Origin of the sequence: Oscillibacter sp. (genome assembly GCF_032018205.1) — a bacterium.
In the GTDB taxonomy this organism is placed as follows: Bacteria; Bacillota; Clostridia; order Oscillospirales; family Oscillospiraceae; genus Oscillibacter.
Genome location: NZ_DALZOY010000002.1, coordinates 183479 through 203581 on the forward strand (window position 1 = coordinate 183479; position 20103 = coordinate 203581).

Consider the following 20103-nt stretch of genomic DNA (forward strand, 5'->3'; position numbering starts at 1 on the left):
GGGCCTTTGTAAAGAGGCCCCTTTTCCCACATTTTATAAAGGAGGCTGCCCTATGGCAAATCTGCTGGTAAAAAACATCGGCCTGCTGGCCACCCCCACCGGTTCCAACCCAAGGCGGGGCAACGAGCAGGGAGAAATCACAATGCTGAAAAACGCCTACGTTCTTGTAAAGAACGGGCTGATTGCCGCCGTGGGCGAAGGCGCAGTTCCCGCCGGACTTTCCGACGGCGCGGAGGTGGTGGACGCGGGGGGCCGTCTGGTCACACCCGGTCTTGTGGACGCCCACACCCACCTGATCTTCGGCGGCTGGCGGCAAAACGAACTGGGGATGAAGCTCCACGGCGTGAGCTATCTTGAAATTCTGGCTCAGGGCGGCGGCATTCTCTCCACCGTCCGTTCCACCCGCGCCGCCTCCGAAGAGGAACTGACGGACAAAGCCGCCAAGGTGCTGGACGACATGTTGCGCATGGGTGTCACCACCTGCGAGGCCAAAAGCGGCTATGGCCTGACCCCGGAGGACGAGTATAAGCAGCTTCGGGTCATCCACCGCCTGAATGAGACGCATAAGGTGGAGGTGGTCCCCACGTTTATGGGAGCCCACGCCGTGCCCGAGGAGTTCAAAGAGGACCGGGAAGGGTATCTCCGCCTTTTGTGCGAGGAGATGATTCCCACCGTCGCCCGGGAGCAGCTTGCCGAATTCTGCGATGTGTTCTGCGAAACGGGCGTGTTCACTGCCGAGGAGTCCCGCCGGATTCTTGAGACTGCCAAGGCCCACGGCCTGATTTCCAAAATTCACGCCGACGAAATCGACCCCATCGGCGGGTCCCAGCTTGCGGGCGAAATCGGTGCTATCTCCGCAGAGCATCTCATCGTCTGCCCGGAGGCGGGCATTGAAAGCCTTGCCAAAGGCGGCGTGATTGCCTGCCTGCTTCCCGGCACCAGCTTCTATCTGGGGGCCACCTTTGCCCCCGCCCGGGCAATGCTGGACGCAGGGGTCGCCGTGGCGGTGTCCACGGACTTCAACCCCGGCTCCTGCCCCAGCGCCAACTTGCAGCTTGCCATGAACATTGCCTGCCTCAAGTACCGCCTCACGCCGGAGGAGGTCCTCACCGCCGTGACCCTCAACGGCGCGGCAGCCGTCCGTCGGGCCGACCGGCTGGGTTCTGTGGAGGTCGGAAAACAGGGCGACCTGCTGGTGTGGGACGCGCCGGATCTGGACTACATTTGCTACCGGCTGGGCGCAAATCTGGTGGACACCGTGATCAAGCAGGGCGAGATTGTTCGGTTCTGAGTTTTTGGCATACAGCTTCTCGTAAATTTTAAGCATAGGTCGATTGATTCCCGCCGCTTGGCGATGCTTTCTTAAAACCGGCAGGCCCGGAAAGTCTTTGACTTTCCGGGCCTGCTTTTTACGCACCTGCGTCACTCCGTCATAAAGTTCTTGTTTTTGCTGTAAAGATTCTCCACCGTCAGGGGCTTGGCCTGCCGGATACTGTATTTCAGACAGTCTTCCAGCTCGTCAAATTCATACGCGCCCTTCACGCCCCGAAGCCGCTGCATTCCTCTATGGCAATAGATATCCAGCGGGCGGTAAAGATAGCGGTCCAGCTCGTTGTCAAACCTGTGGTTCTGGTCCAGCTCCCGGCGCAGCCGGGCCAGCACACTGTCCCGAATGCCCTGCTCCACCAAAGAGCTGAGACGGCTTGCCGAGTCCCACGAGGCCGCCAACAGCTCCACCGCCTTGGCGTAATTCCCGTCCTGCGCGGCGTAATAGGCAGTGTAAGCCTCCGTCAGCCCCCTGCCGGACAGTTCTCCTGTTATTGCAAAGGCCGCCATAGCCCGGCCCAGCAGCAGTCTGGCCTTTTCGTGATCTCCCATAGCCATGGCGGCTCGAGCATGACAAGCAAACAAAAAGCCGCTGCCCGGCCATGGCTCCAATCCCTCGGTCCGGTCCTCCGCCGCCTGATAAAACGCGCAGGCCCCGGCGAAATCCTTCTGGCGGCGCTTCCACTCTCCCTGCCATGCCCCCACATAGGCGCAAAACATGGGATAGCGCTCCGGGTGGTCAATCGTCTCCAATGCCTGCCGGAGGAAATAGTCGCAGCTTTTGTAGCTTCCCTCCTTGCAAAAGTCAATGCCCCGCAGCAGCAAATAGCAAGCCCGCTGGCGTCTCAGGCCCGATTCCTCCGCAATTTCAAGACCCCGGACAATATATTCCGGCGCGGCCTGATCGGTCTTGATGTGATAGGTGATTCTCTGGCGCAGCGCCCACAGCAGCAATTCCGTGTCCTCCGGGGCGCATGGCGTCAAAGCCCGGAGCAGGTCGTCGGTGACGGCCAGCCCCTCCTGATACTGCCCAGCATAAATCATCGTCCGCGCTTTGGCGCACAAAAGCAGCCGTTCCGGCCCCGCCAGCGTCTCTTTCACCTCCGGCGGAAGCTGGCGGCGCAGCCGCTCCAGCTCCTGCTCCAGCCGCTTCACTTCGTCCTCCGCCGTAACTCCCACCGTCAGCGGAGACGGAATGGGCGCATCCACTGCCGCCAGCGGCGGAATTTCGCAGCTCCGCCCGGTCCGCCAGTAAAGAGCCTCGACCTCACAATGGAAGCCCCTCTGTCCGTCTCCTCCCGCGCGGTAGTGGGCCGCCACCCGCGCAAGCCCGGATGCATCTCCCTCCCGCAGAGTTTCCCGCAGGCATTCTGCAATTTTCAGGTGCAGAGGCTGACGCTGGAAATAGGACTGGGCCTGATACAACGCTTCCCGCATATGGGGATGGAGAAACTCCAGATAGCTCTCCCCGTCCGCAAGACGCTCTCCAATGAGGGAGTGCTCCTCCAGCTCCACGGAGAGGACATAAAGCTGCGCCGTCTGATAGCCAGTGATTTCGGAGAGCAGACGGCAAGGGGTCTTGTCCTCAAACAGCGCCAAAACATTTGCAAGGTGCAGCGCTTGGGCGCTCAAGCCCGCCATGCGCTGGCGAAGGATACCGCCCTCGTCCGGCAGTGTATTTTCCGAAGGCTCCTTGCCCCGCAGATTTTCAACAGCCGCCGCCAGCAGCCGGGGATTGCCGCCCGTGGCTTCGTAAATGCGGCCCCGCAGGGGGACAGGAAGGTCCCCGCCCAGCACGGCGTCCAAATATTCGTCCGTCTCTTCCCGCGTGAGACAGGGAATGCATACCCGCTCCAGCGCCGCCTCGTCCAGCATGAAGTTCACGTCCACGTTCAGCGTCCAGCTTGTGGCAAGCAGCAAAAGCTGATTTCCTCCCAGCCTGCGCACCACCTGACTGAGCAGGTCCTGACTGGCCGAATCCATCCACTGCAAATCCTCGAACACCAGCAGAATCTTTCGCCGGTGGGCCGCCAGAGACAGCAGCAATGCCACCGCGTCCGTCACCAGCGCGCCGCAGCGGTTCTGTTTGAACTCGCCGGGTTCCCGCCGGGCCTCTTCCCCATCGGAAAAGACCGGGAACACCCGGGCGATGGTGCGGCGAGTGGTTTCGGGAATCTGCACGTTCCGCTGGGCCATCTCCTCCGCCACGGATAGCATCACGTTTTTCCACGGTTCCAGATACACCCCCGCCTGCCGCTGGGAACAACCGCCCTTCAGCACCAGTGCGTCGGAAAAATCCCCGCCGCGTAAAAAGGATTGCAGCAGATAGCTTTTGCCGCTGCCAGCCTCGCCGTAAAACAGCAGCGAGGAGACCTCGTACCCCTCCTGAAACAGCCGATACCGCTCCTGCATCTTCCGCACCAGCGCGGCGCGGCTGGCGGTCATCTCCGGCCCGGGGCGGCTGGGCGCGTCCTCGGTGGTACGGTTCCACTGGTTTACAATTTCATAGTACAGCGCGGCTGTCTCGTGCAGCGGCGTGATGCCCAGCTCCTCGGCCAGCTTGTCCTTCAGCCGCTGATAAAGGTTTGCCGCCTTGTAATACCGCCCCTCCTGCTGATAGAGCTCCATCAGAAACATGACCATTTTCTCGTCCAGCCCGTCCCGGCTGAGATATTCAAGGCTCAACCGCTCCGCCTTGCCAAGATCGCCCGCCGCCCGGGCCTCGGCCGCTCCGTCAGAAAGGTCGCTGAGGGTTCGGGCGGCCATCTGCTCTCGCACCTGATCTACCCATGCGTTGAAATTGGGCGCGTTTTTCACGGTAAAGCCCCGCAAAAAGCGCTCCTTGTCTATGGCTTCACCCTCGCCGCATCGGTCCAGATCGGAAGATAATTCCCGCTCCGGGTTCAGCCGCACCTCCGTCTTTTGCGTGGTCAAAATCAAGTCGGACCCCAAAATCTTGCGCAGAGTGTAAATGGTGTGGCGCAGGTTTTTATAGCCCACCTCCTCCGTGCAATCTTCCCACAAAAGCTCCACCAGTTCCTGCCTTGTGGCGCTTTTGCGGCAGATCAGGTAGTAAAACAGCGCGTCTACCCGCTTGAAGGGGAAGGAAATCTCCACCCCGTCCAGCTTCACGCAGGGAATATCAAACATCTGCACCTCGATTTTCGGCATTGGTCCATCCCTTCCCTTCAAAAAGCCATTTCAAGGCTTTGTTCTTCAAGCTATATTATATCACGGTTGCGTCGCCCCGCGCCAGCTATATTTGTATTGGCAAAACAGCGAACAGGGGCAGGCCGCCACGGCCTGCCCCCAGTTACACGCAAGCGCCGCGTATCTCCGCGCCGCTGTTTGTCAGTCCGTCCGTCCGAAGAAGGCGCGTACCTCGCCCACCTGATACAGCGAGCCAAAGGCACAGACAATGTCCTCCGGTCCCTTCCCGTCCATCGCCATGGCCATGCCGCTTTTCACGTCGCCGCCGCTCCGGGCGGGAAGCCCGGTAAGCTCCGCAATTCTCGAACAAAGCGCTTCGGATGAAAGCGCCCGCTCGCTCTCAGGCGTCACGGCAATAAACTCTTTTGCAAACGGCGCCACGGTGCGAATCATATCGTCGTAATCCTTGTCCGCCATCACGCCCATCAGCATCGTCAGCTTCCGCCCGGGCAAATAAGCTTCAAGGCCTCTGGCAAGCTCCCGCACCCCGTCCGGGTTGTGAGCCCCGTCCACCAGCACCAGCGGATTTTTTTGGAGAATTTCAAACCGCCCGGGCCAAGTCACGGCCAAAAGCCCTTCCCGCACAGCGGACTCTGAAATACTGTATCCCCGCCGCTCCCGCAGCACGTCCACGGTGTCCAGCGCCACGGCGGCGTTTTGATACTGATAGTTTCCAATCAGCCGCAGACGGAGATCCTTCCGGTCCCGATAGTCAAAGGTCTGCCCATCCAGATCATGGGCAAGCAGCGTTTGGGCGGCGGAATCCGTCGTCCGCAGGGTGCAGCCCTGCTGCCCGCAAACGCGGCGCACCACGGCCTCTACCTCCTCCGTCTGCCCGGAGAGCACCACCTCCGCGCCCGGCTTGATGATGCCCGCCTTCTCCCCTGCAATTTTTGCAAGGGTGTCTCCCAGCACATCGGTATGCTCCAGCGCAATGTGGGTAATCACCGCCGCGTCCGGCGCGCCGATGACATTGGTGGAATCCAGCCGTCCTCCAAGTCCCACCTCAAGAACCACCACGTCGCAGTTCTTCTGCTGAAAATACAGCAGGGCCATAGCGGTAATCCGCTCAAATTCCGTGGGCTGATCGGACATTCCGTCCACCAGCGGCTTCACCTGCCGCGCAAGATCGGTCAGCTCTTCGTCGGAAATATCCGTTCCGTTCACCTTCATACGCTCGTTGATGCGAAAGAGGTGAGGTGAGGTGTAAAGCCCGGTGGTATAGCCCGCCCGGGTCAGAATCTCTGAAAGCATGGCACACACGGAGCCCTTTCCATTGGTCCCCGCCACATGAATGAACTTCAGGCGCTTTTGGGGATTGCCCAGCAGTTCCATCAGTTCTTCAATGCGCTCCAGCCCCAGACGGCTTCCCTGCCAAGACGTGGCATGGATAAATTCCAGCGCCTGGGAAAGGTTCATACGGTGGCCTTCTTTCCGAAGTGCCCCAGCACCTTTGTCATCAGGCCGATGGTCACTACCTGTGCCGCAATCATCACGGCGGTGGAGATGGTCCGGGTGAGGAACAGGGGGCCGTAAGGCGAACCGTACAGCACGGAAATCCACAGCGTGTTCAAAAGCAGGCTCAGTATCAGTTGATTCACGGCCACGGCGCCGCCGATGCGGGCCATGGTCTGCCGCTTGTGCAGGAACACGCCCCACACCAGACCCGTCAGCGCGGCTGTGAGGGTAAATCCGGGGAAATAAGGCCCGATGGGGAACATAATGGCCCCCAGGAAATCGCCCAGACCGCCCACAATTGCCGCGGGTACGGCGCCGTAAAGCACCGCCGCCACAACCACAGGGACAAATCCCAGGCCGATTTTAAAGTTCCACGCGGGAATAGAGCAGAACCGGGAGAGTACAATTTCGATGGCCACCAGCATACCAAGAGTCACCAACATGGATGTCTTTTGCTTTTTCATATTAAATTCCTCCTTTATGTGAGAAAAACGGCCCAACCAAGCAGTCGCTTGGTTTCGGCAGTTGCCACTTGGGAGGAAATATTTCCTTCTTTGTGGCAGCGGATGCGGGTTCAGCAACGCGGGGCTTGGCCCCTTCGTCCAACGGCGACTCCCATCCGTCGGCACTTAACGCGCTGGCCCTACTCTGTCGTCGGAGCAGGCTCCATATCCCTCGCTTCGGCCTTCGGCCCAAGCTCGATCTTTTCGCCGCTCCTCCTCTTCCCTGAAAATACTCCGTATTTTCAGGGGCTTGGGGACGGGGATACGCGGAGTAGGCTCCATATCCCTCGCTTCGGCCTTCGGCCCAAGCTCGATCTTTTCGCCGCTCCTCCTCTTCCCTGAAAACACTTCGCATTTTCAGGGGCTTGGGGACGGGGATACGCGGAGCAGGCTCCATATCCCTCGCTTCGGCCTTCGGCCCAAGCTTGATCTTTTCGCCGCTCCTCCTCTTCCCTGAAAATACTTCGCATTTTCAGGGGCTTGGGGACGGGGATACGCGGAGCATCAACTCCGGAGTGATGTCCGGGCCTCGCCCGGAAAATTGGACTTACGCGGACTTTTTATGGTGTGCCGACCAAAGCAGCCATGCGAAGGCAAGACCGCCCAAAAGATTCCCGATGGTCACCGGCAAGAGATTACCCAGCAGGAAGTTTCCCCAGGTCAGGGCCGAGATATCCAGACCAGCCGCCGTCACAACCGCACCGGCACCGGGCAGCGTCAGCGCCAGCAGACCTGCGGGGATGTAATACATATTGGCCACGCAGTGCTCGAACCCACAGATTACAAAGCAGCAGACAGGGCCAAACACGCCCACAGCACGGCCCACAGAGTCCTCTGCGCACAAGGCCATCATCACGGCCGTACACACCAGAATGTTGCACAAAATTCCAAGGCCCAATGCTTCAGTAAAGGTAAACGAGCATTTTGCAACGGCGGTGGAAATCATTTTCAGCACCAGCCCGTCGGCCATATGCGGACCACTGAACGTTCGCAGCGCCCACGCCAGCAGTACCGACCCGACAAAGTTGCCAAGGTACACCAGCACAAGGTTTCGGACCATTCCGCTCACACGAATGCGCCGTTCCCGAATGGAAATCAGCATCAGGCAGTTTCCGGTAAACAACTCTGCCCCGGTCATCAACACCATAATCAGCCCCAGCGGAAACAGAACCCCGCTGATAAGCTTTGCAATGGATGCGCTTTCAACGGAATAGCTGGCTGCGGCAGTCACCGCGCTGCCGATTCCAATGGCAAAGCCCGCCAATATTCCTGCCAGCAGCAGCTTTTTTACGCCGGACGAAGCCTTTTTTTCACCAATCTCGGTATACTTTTCCAAAAATTCAGCGGGATTCAGCATAACCTGTCCCCTTTCGCTCCCGCGCACGAACCGGGAAGCTTCTTCTAAAATGCCCTGTAAAAGAGGGCGCGTACCCCGGCGGAGCCAATTGGCTCCGCCGGGAAATGCGGTTTAAAACAGGCCGGAAATTCTTCCCTGTGCGTCCACATCGATGCGGTCGGCGGAGGGAACCTTAGGCAGGCCCGGCATGGTCATGATATCGCCGGTCTTTGCCACCAGGAAGCCCGCGCCGGCGTTCACCTTCAGGTCCCGCACGGTGATCTTGAAGCCACGGGGCGCACCCAGCTTCCCAGCATCGTCGGAGAAGGAGAACTGGGTCTTTGCCATGCAGATGGGCAGCTTGTCAAAGCCCAGCTCGGTGAGCTGCTGCATCTGTTTTTTGGCGGCGGGAGCAAGCACCACGCCGTCGGCGCGATAGACCTTGGTGGCGATGGCGTTGAGCTTCTCCTCAATGCTCGCCTCCGCGTCATAGACAAACTGGAAGTTGTTGGGCTGCTCGCACAAGTGCATGACCTCCTGCGCAAGGGCTTCGCCGCCCTCGCCGCCCTTGGCCCACACCTCGCTGAGGGCCACGTTGACACCAAGCTCGCGGCACTTCTCTTCCACCATTTTCAGCTCTGCGGCAGTATCGGTGGGGAAAGCGTTAATTGCCACCACGCAGGGCAGACCGTAAACCTTGGTCACGTTCTCCACATGCTGGAGAAGGTTGGGCAGGCCCTTTTCCAGGGCTTCCAGATTTTCGTTGTTCAGATCGGCCTTGGCAACGCCGCCGTGATACTTCAGAGCACGGACGGTGGCCACTACCACGACCGCGTCGGGATGGAACCCGCCTGCGCGGCACTTGATATCCAAAAACTTCTCCGCGCCAAGGTCGGCGGCAAAGCCCGCCTCGGTGACGGTGTACTCGCTGAGTTTCATGGCCGTCTGGGTGGCCTGAATGGAGTTGCAGCCGTGGGCAATGTTTGCGAAGGGTCCGCCGTGGATCAGCGCGGGAGTGTGCTCCAGCGTCTGGACCAGATTGGGCTTAATGGCGTCCTTCAGCAGAGCGGCCATAGCGCCCTCGGCGTGGAGGTCGTGGGCCGTGACGGGCTTTTCGTCCCGGGTATAAGCCACCACCATCTTGGCAAGTCTTTCCTTCATGTCCTCCAGATTCTGGGCCAAGCACAGCACGGCCATGATTTCGGAGGCCACGGTAATCTCAAACCCGTCCTCGCGGGGCACGCCGCTGGCCTTGCCGCCAAGGCCGCAGATGATGTGGCGGAGCTGGCGATCGTTCATATCCACCGCACGCTTCCAAACAATTCTGCGCACGTCGATGTCCAGCACGTTGCCCTGCTGAATGTGGTTGTCCAGCAGCGCCGCCATCAGGTTGTTGGCTGCACCGATGGCGTGGAAATCGCCGGTGAAGTGGAGGTTGATATCCTCCATGGGCACCACCTGAGCATAGCCGCCGCCAGCCGCGCCGCCCTTGACGCCGAACACGGGGCCAAGGCTGGGCTCACGCAGGCAAACCACGGTCTTCTTGCCGAGCCGGTTCAGCGCGTCGGCAAGGCCGACGGAGGTGGTGGTTTTACCCTCGCCCGCGGGGGTGGGGCTGATGGCCGTCACCAGCACCAGCTTCGCTTTGCGGGGTAGGTCCTTCAGGGCGTGAATATCCAGCTTCGCCTTGTAATGGCCATAGGGTTCCAGTGTTTCCTGCCCAACACCCAGCTTCGCGGCCACCTCTTGGATGGGAAGCATGGCTGTGGACTGGGCAATTTCAATGTCAGTCTTAAATTCCATGGGTCATTTCCTCCTTAATTATTTGTCTCAGGCTATCTCGGCAATTTCGCAAATCAGGAATACGGACGCTGACGCGCATCGCAGCAGCGGTTCCGCGTTCTCCGCCAGCGCCGCCTCGCCCGCAGCAAAGCGCACGCCTGTCCCCTCCGCTGAGAGTTCACCGTCGCCCTCCGCGCAGTAGACCAGAAAAACACGTTTTGCCGCCGCCTCCTCCACTGTTTGGCTCAGGCGGCACACGCCGCCCTCGCCCAGCCGCAGGCAAATCATCTGCCCTGCGCAGCGCCCCTTGCGGAGCATCAGGTTAAAGTCCGTACAGATGCCCTCGGAGCGGGTGGGTGCGCCGCCGTCAAACCGGTGGACGCTGCCGGGATTTAGCTCCAACGCCTCTTCTCCATGGGTCAGGCGAATGGTCCCCCGCAGAGTGGATAGAAACCGTTCGTAGTCCGGCAGGGGCGTGAAGTCCGAAGTCTCCAGCTCCACCGTTGCGGAGCTGACGCGCCACAGGAAGTCCCGCTCGGCGTAGACCGCCCCGGCAGGGGCAATGGCAATCTGCGTGGTGGTTCCCCCGCTCCACCGGGAGGCAGCATATTCCTCTGGGGAGATACGTCGAATTGTAGCGTTCATTATATCACACTTTCCGACTGAATCCATCGGTTTTTGGTAATTTAAAGTGAATTAAGAACCTTTTCGTAAATAGCGTCCGCCAAGGGCAGAGCCTTTGCCAAAAGCGCCTCGCCCTGCGCGCGGTAGCGGTCGGCAAATTCCTGATCTTTCATCCCTGCGATGTTGATGAGCACGTTCAGCCACGCGCCCTGAATCGCGGCCTTCAGGCTCAGAGCCGCGCAGCCCAGATCACTGGCGGCACTGGCGTTGGACTTGCCCACCACCCGGTCGGTCAGCTCCAGAGCGGCATAAGACAGCTCCATCATCTCAAAGGGCGTCTCCGTGCAGCCCTTGAGGGCGGTGAGCATCGCACCGGAGCGGGCGGTTTTTTCCTCTTCGGTGTCCTTGGGCATGGCAAACACGGCGGACACGGCGTTAAACGCCTCAGTGTCCCGGTCGATCACGTCCACAAACTTCGCCTTCAGCGCCTGCGCCTGATCGGCGACACCGGCGGTCAGGGCCTGATACTCTTCGTACTTCTTCTTTCCCTGGGTCAGGGAGCAGACCATGGCGGTCAGGGCCGCGCCCATGGCGCCCTCCAGAGCGGAGGCAGCTCCGCCGCCGGGAGCGGGAGCATTGGAGGCCGTCAGGTCTACAAAACCGGAAAGTGTCTGGTCAACAAGCTTCATGTCCGCCTCCTTATTCCATGTCGATCAGGTGGTATTCCATCACCTGATTGCGGCAGTTGAAATTCTCAATCTTGAGATAGAACTCGGCGCAGTCGATCAGGGCCTTGGCGGGGGTCAGGCCCACCACCTCGGTGCCGAGAATGCGCACGCCGTACCGGTCGGCCAAGGCGCGAATCATCTCGTAGGTGTAGTACAGGGGGGTTCCCTCATAGTTCACCATGTTCATGGAAACCTGCGCGATGTTCCGGTCCTCCAACAGCAGGCCGATGGCCTTGCAGTGCTTGAAGCCGCCGGAGGAACCGCGAATTGCCTTGGCAATCTCCTTGGCAACCTCCACGTTGTCGGTATCCAGATTCACGTTGAAGGCAACCAGAGGCATCCGCGCGCCGATGGCAATAATGCCTGCGGTGGGGTGAATCTTCCGCTCACCGTAGTCGGGAGCCCACTCGGGCAAAAGCAGCTTCTCGGGCATTCCCTCGAACTGGCCCTTGCGGACCTTCGCCAGATTCACGCGGTCGGGAGAGGTAGCGGAATCCTCATACAGGAAGCTGGGGACCTTCAGCTCGTCCCAAATGCGCTGGGCCACATGCTTGCTGATTTCCACGCACTCCTCCACAGAGATATCCATGGTGGGGACAAAGGGAATGACGTCGGTCGCGCCCATGCGGGGATGCGCGCCCTCGTGCTTGGTGAGATCAATCGTCTCAGTGGCCTTTTTGCACAGCTGGAAAGCGGCCTCTTCAATGCCCTCAGGAGAGCCCACCAGCGTAAACACGCAGCGGTTGTGGGTGCCGTCGGACTGAACGTCCATCACCGTGCAGCCGGGAATGGAGTTCGCCACGTCCACCAGGCCCTGAAACACCGGCTCGTCTTTTTCCTTGCTGACGCTGAAATTGGGAATGCACTCTACAAGCTTTGACATATCAATTTCCTCCATAAAAAATATTGATGCCTTAGGATCAATCAGGTATCCGAAATTTATCCACGGAAACAAGCACTCTGCGCGACAAATCCGCAGCACCGCGTTTGAAACTAACCGCAGTATAGCACGGCCACATCCAAAACACGTCTAATTTTAAAATTTTCAAAAAAATCAGCGGGATATTTCGCGCATTTCAGTTCCGCAGACTGTTTCGAAATTCTAAAAGCATCAGTAATTATTCGGAAAGTTTTTTATTTTTCTCCGCACCGTCTAATTTTTAAGACGCTTTGCTTTCAACACCGCAAAAGGGACTTGTATCTTCTCCTATTCCTGTTAAAAGCCCATATACACCCGGTGTGGGGCAGTCTCCCGAAACGCGGGACTTAACTCCCGGTGAACGGGATGGAAAAGCCCGGGGATTGGTGATATACTGCCCTCATAAAGAGAGGAAGTGGGGAAGTTGACCGAATCCTTCAGCGAGCGGCTGCGCCGCTTTCGCCGAGAGCGGAAGCTGACTCAGCAGGAACTGGCCGACACACTGGGCGTCAGCAATAAGACCGTGTCCCGTTGGGAGACGGAGGGCGGCTATCCGGACGTGGAGCTTTTGGTGCCTTTGGCTCGGGCGCTGGGCGCCACTGTGGACAATCTGCTGGACGGGGATGACCCGGTGCGCCGGATAAGCCAAACAGATTGGCAGAATCTACTGTCCTACGCGTTTGCTCTGGGAGGCGGCGCGATGTTTTTCCTGCTTGATTTATTTATGCCCACGGCAATATGCTATCTTGGGTATCTGGGCTGCATGGCTTACGGCGCATATCTTCAGCGATATTACACCTATCGCAGCCGCTGGTTTTTTGGGGCAAATCTCATCATGAACGCATCGGTAAATCTGGCGCTGTGCACCCGGACGCTGGCGCTGATATTCGGATTGCGCTCTCTAGTCACGATAAGCAACCCGATAATGGAACACCCGGAAACGCTTTTTCGCGGTTTGCAGATGAATATGCTGTACGCCACCGGGGCCGCTTTGCTTCTGACGCTGGCATTGACGGTGGCAACAGGGTATGCTCTGCGAAGATGGAGCACGTCGGAAGAACCGACAACAGCGGCGCGATGCCTGCTTCGGATCTGCGGAGAATTAGAGAGCACGCGGCACAATGGCGCAAGGCTAAGCCTTCGTATGGAAAAGCCCGGCTGGCAACGAGTGATCCCGGCAGTGATTCCCCTGCTGGCCTGCGGCTATTGGTCTCTCTCTTATCTCACGCCGCCCCTTCTGGGAAAAATCGAGGCGGCGAAACCCCGGTTCGCCCTGCTGCTGTTGGCCCTGGCGGCGCTGTTCACACTGCCGCTGCTGAAACGTGGCCTTCGGCGGTGGATTCCTCTCCAGTGGGGGATGACGGCCCTATGCTGGCAGATGACAGGGCTATTGCGGTACACCTATTGGCTGCCGCGCCTTCAGGAATACCGCGACGCGTGGGTCGGAACGGCATCCAACAATAGCGTTTCCATTATCGGGCAAGCCTCCCCAGCGATGGCAGCGATGGCGCTGTGTCTCGCGGCAATCTGGATCGTTTTCGGCTATGCGCGCCTGCGGTGGGAGGAATCCGCACCGCAGGAGGAAACTCCGAGTTGAGAATCATTCACCCGCCCCCGGAAAAATGTTCATTTCAGCCGCCGCTTTCGCTTTTCAATTGATTGTTGCAACGATTGAGGCGAGTTTGGGGCTATGTCTGTAAAAAGGCCCGCCGAATCTGCATTCGGCGGACCTTCTTACAGTATGGAGCAGCCTTTTGGAGAAAAAGCTTCTCAGTGAGGCGCTCAGCCCATCAAATAGCCGTATCGGCTGAACACCGTGAGAATCACGCACTCGATATCCTTGGGCAGGGCATTCTCCCCGTCCAGATCAGCTTCGGAAACCGTTCCGTTCAGCCGGACCAGAACCTTGCGCCCATCAAGGGGCAGGAAGCCGGAGTTGCCCTCCGTTTCGTCAAAGTCCTCCTTGCTGTGGAACAGGGTAAACTTATCGCGGTAAGGTGCGGAGTCGTAGGGGCAGAACACGGCGCAGTTGCCGCACTCGTTGCACATACGGTCCACATGGAGAATCTCCCGCCGCCCGTCGGGCATTTCAATGGAGACATTAGCCCGGTTGGGGCACACATCGGCGCAGCTTTCGCACACCACGTTGCAGCTCAGGCAGCGCTCTCCCTCGCACTTGGCGGATTCACACAGGATGCCGCGCTTGGCCACCGCCTCCTCCCGGGAAGACTGGGCGTTTGCGGGGAAGTTCACGGAATTGCGGAAGGTTTTCAGCACCTGATTGGCAAAGCCCTGCGCGTCCGCGATGCACTCCACCACCGTGGCAGGGCCGCGGCGCACGTCGCCGCCGCAGAACACGCCCTCCAGATTGGTAATGAAGGCGGGACAGCCAATGTTATCCAGCTTAATGCCGTTGTCCGTAAGGAACTGGGTGTCCACCTGCTCGCCCACGGCGGAAACCACCGTGTCGCAGTTGATTTCCACGGTTTCGCCCGTCTCCACCGGCACGCGCCGGCCGGAGGCGTCCGGCTCGCCCAGCTTCATCCGCTTGCACAGCAGCGTCCCATTTTTCTGTTCAAAGGGGCTCACCAGCTCGAGGAAGCGCACACCGTCGGCAATGGCTAGATCCAGTTCTTCCGCGTCGGCGGGCATATATTTCTTCGTCCGGCGATAAACCAGCGTGGAGGATTTAGCGCCCGCCCGTAGGGCGACGCGGGCCGCGTCCATGGCGGTGTTTCCGCCGCCGACCACGACCACATGACCAAGAGACACCTCTTTCCCGCCCTTCAGGTCCTTCATCCAGCCGATGACGGGGGCCACGTTGCCGGGGATATTCAAATTGCCGGGCTTCCACGCGCCCACGGCGAAATAGATGTGGGTATAGCCCTGTGCCTTCAGCTCAGCCACGGAGGGGGCAGGCGCGCCGCAGCGAACCTCCGCGCCCATCTTCAAAACCAGATCCACATCCTTCTGAATGGCCTCGTCGCTGATGCGGAAGCCGGGGATGACCTGACGCACCACGCCGCCAAGGGTGTCGGCCTTTTCAAAAATGGTGCAGGGGATTCCCGCCCGGCCAAGGAAGAACGCCGCAGACAGGCCGGAGGGTCCGCCGCCCACGATGGCAGCCTTCACGCCGTTATTGGCAGGGACGGGGGCCTTGAGCGTGCGCATCACCTCGTCATAACCCTTTTCCGCAGCCACCAGCTTTGTGGCGCGAATCTGCACGGAGTCCTCGTAAAAATTCCGGGTGCACTTGTCCATGCAGTGATGGGTGCAGATGGTTCCGGTGATAAATGGCAAAGGGTTTTTCTCAATAATCAGGCGCAATGCGTCCGCGTACCGGCCCTGATGGCACAGCTCGATATACTCTGGAATGTCCTGATGGATGGGACAGCCGCCCTCGCAGGGGGCGGTGAAGCAGCTCAGCAGCGGCACCTTTTCATACAGCTTCCGCCGGGGCAGGGGCTTGACGGGCTTGACATGGTATTTATCCCGCCGCGCTTCCAAAGACAGCGCCTCGATGCCGTCTGCATCCACAGAGATAAACGGCTCGTAACGAAGCTTTTCCAGCTTCTCGGCAATCTGCTTAAAGCGCTGATAGCCGCCGGGCTTCAGCTCTGTGGTGGCCATGGTGATGGGCCAGATGCCGCAGGCAAACAGCTTGTCGATGTTGAAGAAGTCCGCGCCGCCCGCATAGGACAGGCGCAGCCGCCCGCCAAATTCCTTGGCAATACGGGCCGCCATGATGGTGGTCAGCGGGAAGAGGGACTTGCCCGCCATATACATTTCCTCTGAGGGCAGTTCCTTGCGCGTCACGTCCACGGGGAAGGTGTTGGACAGCTTCAAGCCGAATTCCAGACTGTGCTTTGCAGCCAGTGCCATCAGCCGGTGGAACATGGGCACCGCGTCGGCGTACTGCAAATCCTCCTGAAAATGGTGCTCGTCGAAGGCAATATAGTCATACCCCATGGAGTCCAGCACGGTGCGGGCCGTCTCATAGCCCAAAATGGTGGGATTGCACTTCACAAAGGTATGGAGGTGCTTTTCCTCAATGAGATAGCTTGCGATCCGCTCAATCTCGTCCGGCGGGCAGCCGTGGAGGGTGGAGACGGTGACACTGCAAGAAACCCGGGGGGAGATGGAGGCAATGAAATTCTCCTCCGCAGGGAACATCTGCCGCAAAACGGCAATGCACTCTTTAAAAATCGGCGTTTCGGACGCGTCGGCCATGCCGTTTAGGAAATCGTCGATCTTCTTGCCCTTGATGCCCTCGAGGTCATATCCCACGGACATGTTGAACACGAACCCGTCGGGGTCGCCCAGCCCGTACAGCCGGGCCATCATCTTGCAGGCGCACCAAGCCTTTACGTATTCCTCAAACGCCTGAGAGACATACAGCTCCGTGGACCACTCGCAGTTATAGCATTCGTCTTCTGCCAGAATGCAGGGCTTGTTGACGCAGGCCGCCAGCTCCGCGCCGTCCATTTTCTGAACGGTTTTCAGCTCGAAGAACCGGGCGCCGGTGTAGTATCCGGCGATGATGTTCTGCGCAAGCTGGGTGGCGGGACCTGCCGCGGGGCCAAAGGGAGTTTCGATTTTTTCACCGAAAATGGGAAGGGTTTTCGTCCCGGCCAGATAGGGCCGACGGGCACCGAACACGGTACCCTCCTGCTGGTGCTCCGAGACGGTCCATGCCATCAGTTCCCGAAACGGGATGGGGGTCATCAATTCGCTCATTTCCGTTTACCTCCATTATATTTTTTCCTCATGCCTTAAAGGACGGAGCGGGCTGTTCCGCCGCCACGGCGGACGCCCCGTCCCTTCATCTCAATATTCTCTGTGGTTCAACCGGCCCCAAAGACGCTTGGAGCTTTCCAGAATGCGGGCGTTGACCGCGTCCTCGTCAATCTCGGTCAAAACCCGGTCCTTCATCAAAACCTTGCCGTTGATCATGGTGGTCTTGCACTGGCGGCCCGTCATGCCAAAGAGCATGTGTCCGTCGATGTTCTCGTCGGAGAAGGGAGTGTACGGCTTATAGTCCATGACAATCACGTCCGCCGCCGCGCCGGGGCGCAAAACGCCCAAGGGCGTTTCAAAAGAGCGGCCCGCAATTTTCGCGTTGTTGTGGAAGAGCATGTCTGTGACCTCGCACCAGCCCACGTTGGGCAGGCACGCATTGCTCCGCTGGGAGCACAGGGCCACCTTGATGGACTCCAGCATGTCGTTGGTATACGCGTCGGTGCCAAGACCCACCAGAATGCCTTTTTTGCAAAGCTGCAAAATCGGGGAGATGCCCACGGCGTTGCCCATGTTGCTCTCGGGATTGTTGACGCACATGGTGTCGGTGGCCTTAATCAAATCCATTTCCGCGGTGTTTACGTGGATGCAGTGGCCAAGCAGGGTCTTCGGCCCCAGAATTTCGTGGTCCTGAAGCCGCTGGACGGGACGGCGGCCATAGTTTTGCAGGCTGTCGTACACGTCGTTCATGCCTTCGGACACATGGATATGGAAGCCCACGCGCCCGTTGTTGGCGGCCACCATGCGGTCAAAGGTCTTGTCGGAAATGGTGAACAGGGCATGCCCGCCGAACAGGGCCTTGAGCATATCGTCGGGATTCTTCTCGCAGTAGTCGATAAAGTCTTTGTTCTCCTGCACGGATTGGATGGCCTTTTCCTCCCCGTCCCGGTCGGAAACCTCATAGCACAGGCAGGCCCGCATGCCCATCTCCTTCGTGACCTCGGCAATTCTCATCAAAGAGCCGGGAATCTCGCAGAAGGAGGCGTGGTGGTCGAAAAAGGTAGTGACGCCCTGCTTGATGCAGTCGATGACCAGCGCCTGCGCGGAGGCCTTGGTGGCCTCCAAATCCAGATTGCGGTCGATGGCCCACCATGTCCCCTCCAGCACCTCCAGGAAATTGGAGGGGTTGTTGCCATTGATGCTCAGTCCCCGGGCCAGCGCGGAATAAATATGGGTGTGGGCATTAATCAGGCCGGGCATGATAACGCCGCCGCCCGCGTCCACAAACTCTGCCTGCGGATACTGGGCTTTCAGCTCCGCGGTCCCGCCAACGGCCACAATTTTTCCTCCGTCGGTGACAACTCCTCCGTCAGGATAGTAGCCAACGCCCTCCGCGTCCCGGGTAATGACCTTTCCGTTCGCCAATAAAATCATTTGAAAAGCCTCCTGTCTTCCTTTATTATCATTCAATCTTCCCATTTTCTCTCGGTATATAAAAAGAAAAGCGCCCCAAACCACCATCGGTTTGAAACGCCCCTCAGACAACAAGAAATGATAGGCGTCAGCCCGTGCGCAGAGCACTTCGTTCCAGCTATCATTTTTTAATTGTGTCTATTGTATCGGACATCCGCATAATTTGCAAGCAGGTGGGCTAAAAAATTTTTAGGTTCGGTTTTGTGAAAAACGACGGAGCAAAAATTAAAAAAACCACTTGAAATATTTTTGATACGATGTAATATAATAACCAAAACTATATTTAACCAAAGATGGACTGAGAGGTGTTATCTGTATGCGTGATTTCGTGGCAAAGGCGCAGGACCGCGTCAGCTTTGCAACCCATGCCCTGGGGGCTGTTGGCGCCCTTGTGGGCTGCGTGGTGATGGCTCTGCGGGGCGTTGCGCTGGGCGTGAGCGCCAAAACCCTGTGGGCGGCAATGGTATTTTGCCTGTCGGCGCTGGCGCTGTACACCGCCAGCGCGGTTTACCATTACTATCCCGGCTGCGACACAACGACCGGGGCAAAGCGCTTTTTACGCAAGATGGACCACAGCATGATCTACGTGCTGATTGCCGGAAGCTACACACCCTTTGCCATGGTATTGCTGCCCCAGCCCACGGGCGTGCGGTTTTGCGTTGCGCTGTGGACGGTGGCGCTTTTGGGAATCGTCATCAAGCTGGCGTGGCTGAACGCGCCCCGGATTTTGTCCACGGCGGTTTATCTTGTCATGGGCTGGGCAGTTCTGTTTGTCGCTAAGGACTTTGCGTCTGTGGGCCAGCCCTGCATGACGTTGGTGGCGCTGGGGGGCGTGAGCTATTCCGTGGGCGCGGTGTTTTACGCAATTAAAAAGCCCAACATCTCGGCAGAGTGGACCTTCCACGAGCTGTTTCATCTGCTGATTCTTGCCGGGACGGCGTTCCATTTCGCGGCGATTTATTGCTTCGTACTCTAAACTGGTCTCCGTCCGTTCCGGCAATTTTCGAGCAATTCCCCGGGCCTCTCTTGCCAAATATTTTGCAGCGGCGTATACTGTTTTTCAGTTTATCCGGTGCAGCCGCCCTTTTCTGAAGGGCTGGGCGCTGTCCCCGCGCCGGGTAAACAGAGCCGCGTTGCCTGTGGAAAACCAGCTTTTCCGGCAGAGCACGGCGGCTGCCTTTTAGTATGACGAGAGGAGCGGGCGCATGGAAACTCTGGAACCCATAAAAATTGACGAAACAGAAGAAGCCGCTGCGGCGGAGGCCGCGGAAGCAGGCAAGTCTGGGCGGCGCAAACGGCACTTTTGGTTTCACCCCTTACGAACGGTGCGGCTGGTGCTTTTGGGCGCGGCTCTGTGCGCCTTGGTTGGCGTCGCGGGCTTTCTCGCCGGGCGCTTCGGCGGCGGAGCGGAAGAGATTACAAAGCTTGACGCAGTGGTTCTGGAAAATCGGCTGGAGGAAATCAGCGAGCTGGCAAGCGTTAGCTGGTCCTATACGAACATGGCGCAGTTTGAAAACAAAAACGTATTCTATGGGATGACGCTGCCCTTCACCACTAAGAAATTTATCCTCACCTACGACGGGGAGATTAAGGCAGGGGTGAATTTGCGCAAGGCCTCGGTGGATATTTCCGGCACGCAGGTACATATCCGCCTGCCGCAGGCGGAAATTCTTTCCCACGAGATTGACGAAAACAGCGTGGAGGTCTTCGACGAAAAAGCCTCTATTTTCAACCCCTTTACCGTGGAGGATTTCACCGCCTTCCAATCCGACCAGAAGGCCGCCATGGAGAAAAGGGCGCTGGACAAAGGGCTTTTGAAGGAGGGCCGGGAAAAGGCCGCCGACAGTGTAAACCTTCTTTTGGGCGCGGCGCTGCCGGAGGGGTATACACTCACGATTGACTGAGAAATCACGGATTTACGTAAAACGCAGCCGCCCACCGGCGGCACGAAAGAAGGGGCACGGGGAAGCAGCTTCCCCGTGCCCTTTCAGCTTGTCCGCGTACCTC

14 protein-coding genes and 1 riboswitch are annotated in these 20103 nt (G+C 58.7%); of the genes, 4 read left to right on the forward strand and 10 right to left on the reverse strand.

All coding sequences use genetic code 11. From position 1 onward, the window contains the following. The first annotated feature begins 52 nt into the window (after nucleotides 1-52). The gene (gene hutI, locus RTU96_RS02345) at nucleotides 53-1291 is read left to right on the forward strand and encodes an imidazolonepropionase (RefSeq protein WP_312634731.1); all 1239 of its coding nucleotides are present in this window, start codon (nucleotides 53-55) and stop codon (nucleotides 1289-1291) included. Nucleotides 1292-1422: 131 nt separating this feature from the next. On the opposite strand, the gene RTU96_RS02350 is transcribed toward hutI, so the two are convergent. From RTU96_RS02350 to ftcD, 8 genes are all read right to left on the reverse strand, one after another. Then, the gene (locus RTU96_RS02350) at nucleotides 1423-4497 is read right to left on the reverse strand and encodes an AAA family ATPase (protein ID WP_312634732.1); all 3075 of its coding nucleotides are present in this window, start codon (nucleotides 4495-4497) and stop codon (nucleotides 1423-1425) included. Between the two features lie 180 nt (nucleotides 4498-4677). After that, nucleotides 4678-5955, reverse strand: coding sequence for a folylpolyglutamate synthase/dihydrofolate synthase family protein (locus RTU96_RS02355; RefSeq protein ID WP_312634733.1), 1278 nt, complete (start codon nucleotides 5953-5955; stop codon nucleotides 4678-4680). Further along, nucleotides 5952-6458, reverse strand: a complete 507-nt coding sequence (locus tag RTU96_RS02360; protein WP_312634734.1) for a folate family ECF transporter S component — start codon at nucleotides 6456-6458, stop codon at nucleotides 5952-5954. The genes RTU96_RS02355 and RTU96_RS02360 overlap by 4 nt, the downstream gene beginning before the upstream one ends. A 94-nt stretch (nucleotides 6459-6552) precedes the next feature. Next, nucleotides 6553-6647, reverse strand: a riboswitch (THF riboswitch). 397 nt (nucleotides 6648-7044) lie between these two features. After that, nucleotides 7045-7854: a formate/nitrite transporter family protein gene (locus tag RTU96_RS02365; protein WP_312634735.1), complete on the reverse strand. Its 810-nt coding sequence runs from the start codon at nucleotides 7852-7854 to the stop codon at nucleotides 7045-7047. Between the two features lie 111 nt (nucleotides 7855-7965). After that, on the reverse strand, nucleotides 7966-9636 hold the full coding sequence (locus tag RTU96_RS02370; RefSeq protein ID WP_312634736.1) for a formate--tetrahydrofolate ligase: 1671 nt from the start codon (nucleotides 9634-9636) through the stop codon (nucleotides 7966-7968). Nucleotides 9637-9663: 27 nt separating this feature from the next. After that, a complete protein-coding gene (locus RTU96_RS02375) occupies nucleotides 9664-10260 on the reverse strand; it encodes a HutD family protein (protein ID WP_312634737.1) in 597 nt (198 codons plus the stop codon). Nucleotides 10261-10301: 41 nt separating this feature from the next. Further along, the gene (locus RTU96_RS02380; RefSeq protein ID WP_312634738.1) at nucleotides 10302-10928 is read right to left on the reverse strand and encodes a cyclodeaminase/cyclohydrolase family protein; all 627 of its coding nucleotides are present in this window, start codon (nucleotides 10926-10928) and stop codon (nucleotides 10302-10304) included. Between the two features lie 10 nt (nucleotides 10929-10938). Continuing rightward, nucleotides 10939-11850, reverse strand: coding sequence for a glutamate formimidoyltransferase (gene ftcD, locus RTU96_RS02385; protein ID WP_312634739.1), 912 nt, complete (start codon nucleotides 11848-11850; stop codon nucleotides 10939-10941). 460 nt (nucleotides 11851-12310) lie between these two features. On the opposite strand from ftcD, the gene RTU96_RS02390 reads away from it, so the two are divergent. Then, nucleotides 12311-13483 (forward strand): helix-turn-helix transcriptional regulator, encoded by a 1173-nt coding sequence (locus tag RTU96_RS02390; protein ID WP_312634740.1) that lies wholly within the window; start codon nucleotides 12311-12313, stop codon nucleotides 13481-13483. A gap of 185 nt (nucleotides 13484-13668) precedes the next feature. On the opposite strand, the gene ygfK is transcribed toward RTU96_RS02390, so the two are convergent. After that, complete coding sequence (gene ygfK / locus RTU96_RS02395; protein WP_312634741.1) at nucleotides 13669-16623, reverse strand: putative selenate reductase subunit YgfK; 2955 nt, start codon at nucleotides 16621-16623, stop codon at nucleotides 13669-13671. Nucleotides 16624-16713: 90 nt separating this feature from the next. Next, a complete protein-coding gene (gene ssnA / locus RTU96_RS02400; protein ID WP_312634742.1) occupies nucleotides 16714-18057 on the reverse strand; it encodes a putative aminohydrolase SsnA in 1344 nt (447 codons plus the stop codon). Nucleotides 18058-18412: 355 nt separating this feature from the next. Between ssnA and RTU96_RS02405 the strand changes: the two genes are divergently transcribed. Together RTU96_RS02405 and RTU96_RS02410 are read left to right on the forward strand one after the other, a co-directional pair. Then, nucleotides 18413-19072, forward strand: a complete 660-nt coding sequence (locus RTU96_RS02405) for a hemolysin III family protein (protein WP_312634745.1) — start codon at nucleotides 18413-18415, stop codon at nucleotides 19070-19072. Nucleotides 19073-19301: 229 nt separating this feature from the next. Beyond that, entirely contained in the window at nucleotides 19302-20000 is a 699-nt protein-coding gene (locus tag RTU96_RS02410; protein WP_312634746.1) for a DUF4230 domain-containing protein, read from the forward strand. Nucleotides 20001-20103: the final 103 nt, after the last annotated feature.

What these genes read in the sequence shown, in the direction of transcription:
- RTU96_RS02375 (WP_312634737.1), bottom strand. Translation starts at nt 10,260, where the DNA reads ATGAACGCTACAATTCGACGTATCTCCCCAGAGGAATATGCTGCCTCC.
- RTU96_RS02370 (WP_312634736.1), bottom strand. Translation starts at nt 9,636, where the DNA reads ATGGAATTTAAGACTGACATTGAAATTGCCCAGTCCACAGCCATGCTT.
- RTU96_RS02365 (WP_312634735.1), bottom strand. Translation starts at nt 7,854, where the DNA reads ATGCTGAATCCCGCTGAATTTTTGGAAAAGTATACCGAGATTGGTGAA.
- RTU96_RS02360 (WP_312634734.1), bottom strand. Translation starts at nt 6,458, where the DNA reads ATGAAAAAGCAAAAGACATCCATGTTGGTGACTCTTGGTATGCTGGTG.
- RTU96_RS02355 (WP_312634733.1), bottom strand. Translation starts at nt 5,955, where the DNA reads ATGAACCTTTCCCAGGCGCTGGAATTTATCCATGCCACGTCTTGGCAG.
- ygfK (WP_312634741.1), bottom strand. Translation starts at nt 16,623, where the DNA reads ATGAGCGAATTGATGACCCCCATCCCGTTTCGGGAACTGATGGCATGG.
- RTU96_RS02405 (WP_312634745.1), top strand. Translation starts at nt 18,413, where the DNA reads ATGCGTGATTTCGTGGCAAAGGCGCAGGACCGCGTCAGCTTTGCAACC.
- RTU96_RS02380 (WP_312634738.1), bottom strand. Translation starts at nt 10,928, where the DNA reads ATGAAGCTTGTTGACCAGACACTTTCCGGTTTTGTAGACCTGACGGCC.
- hutI (WP_312634731.1), top strand. Translation starts at nt 53, where the DNA reads ATGGCAAATCTGCTGGTAAAAAACATCGGCCTGCTGGCCACCCCCACC.
- ssnA (WP_312634742.1), bottom strand. Translation starts at nt 18,057, where the DNA reads ATGATTTTATTGGCGAACGGAAAGGTCATTACCCGGGACGCGGAGGGC.
- RTU96_RS02410 (WP_312634746.1), top strand. Translation starts at nt 19,302, where the DNA reads ATGGAAACTCTGGAACCCATAAAAATTGACGAAACAGAAGAAGCCGCT.
- RTU96_RS02350 (WP_312634732.1), bottom strand. Translation starts at nt 4,497, where the DNA reads ATGCCGAAAATCGAGGTGCAGATGTTTGATATTCCCTGCGTGAAGCTG.
- ftcD (WP_312634739.1), bottom strand. Translation starts at nt 11,850, where the DNA reads ATGTCAAAGCTTGTAGAGTGCATTCCCAATTTCAGCGTCAGCAAGGAA.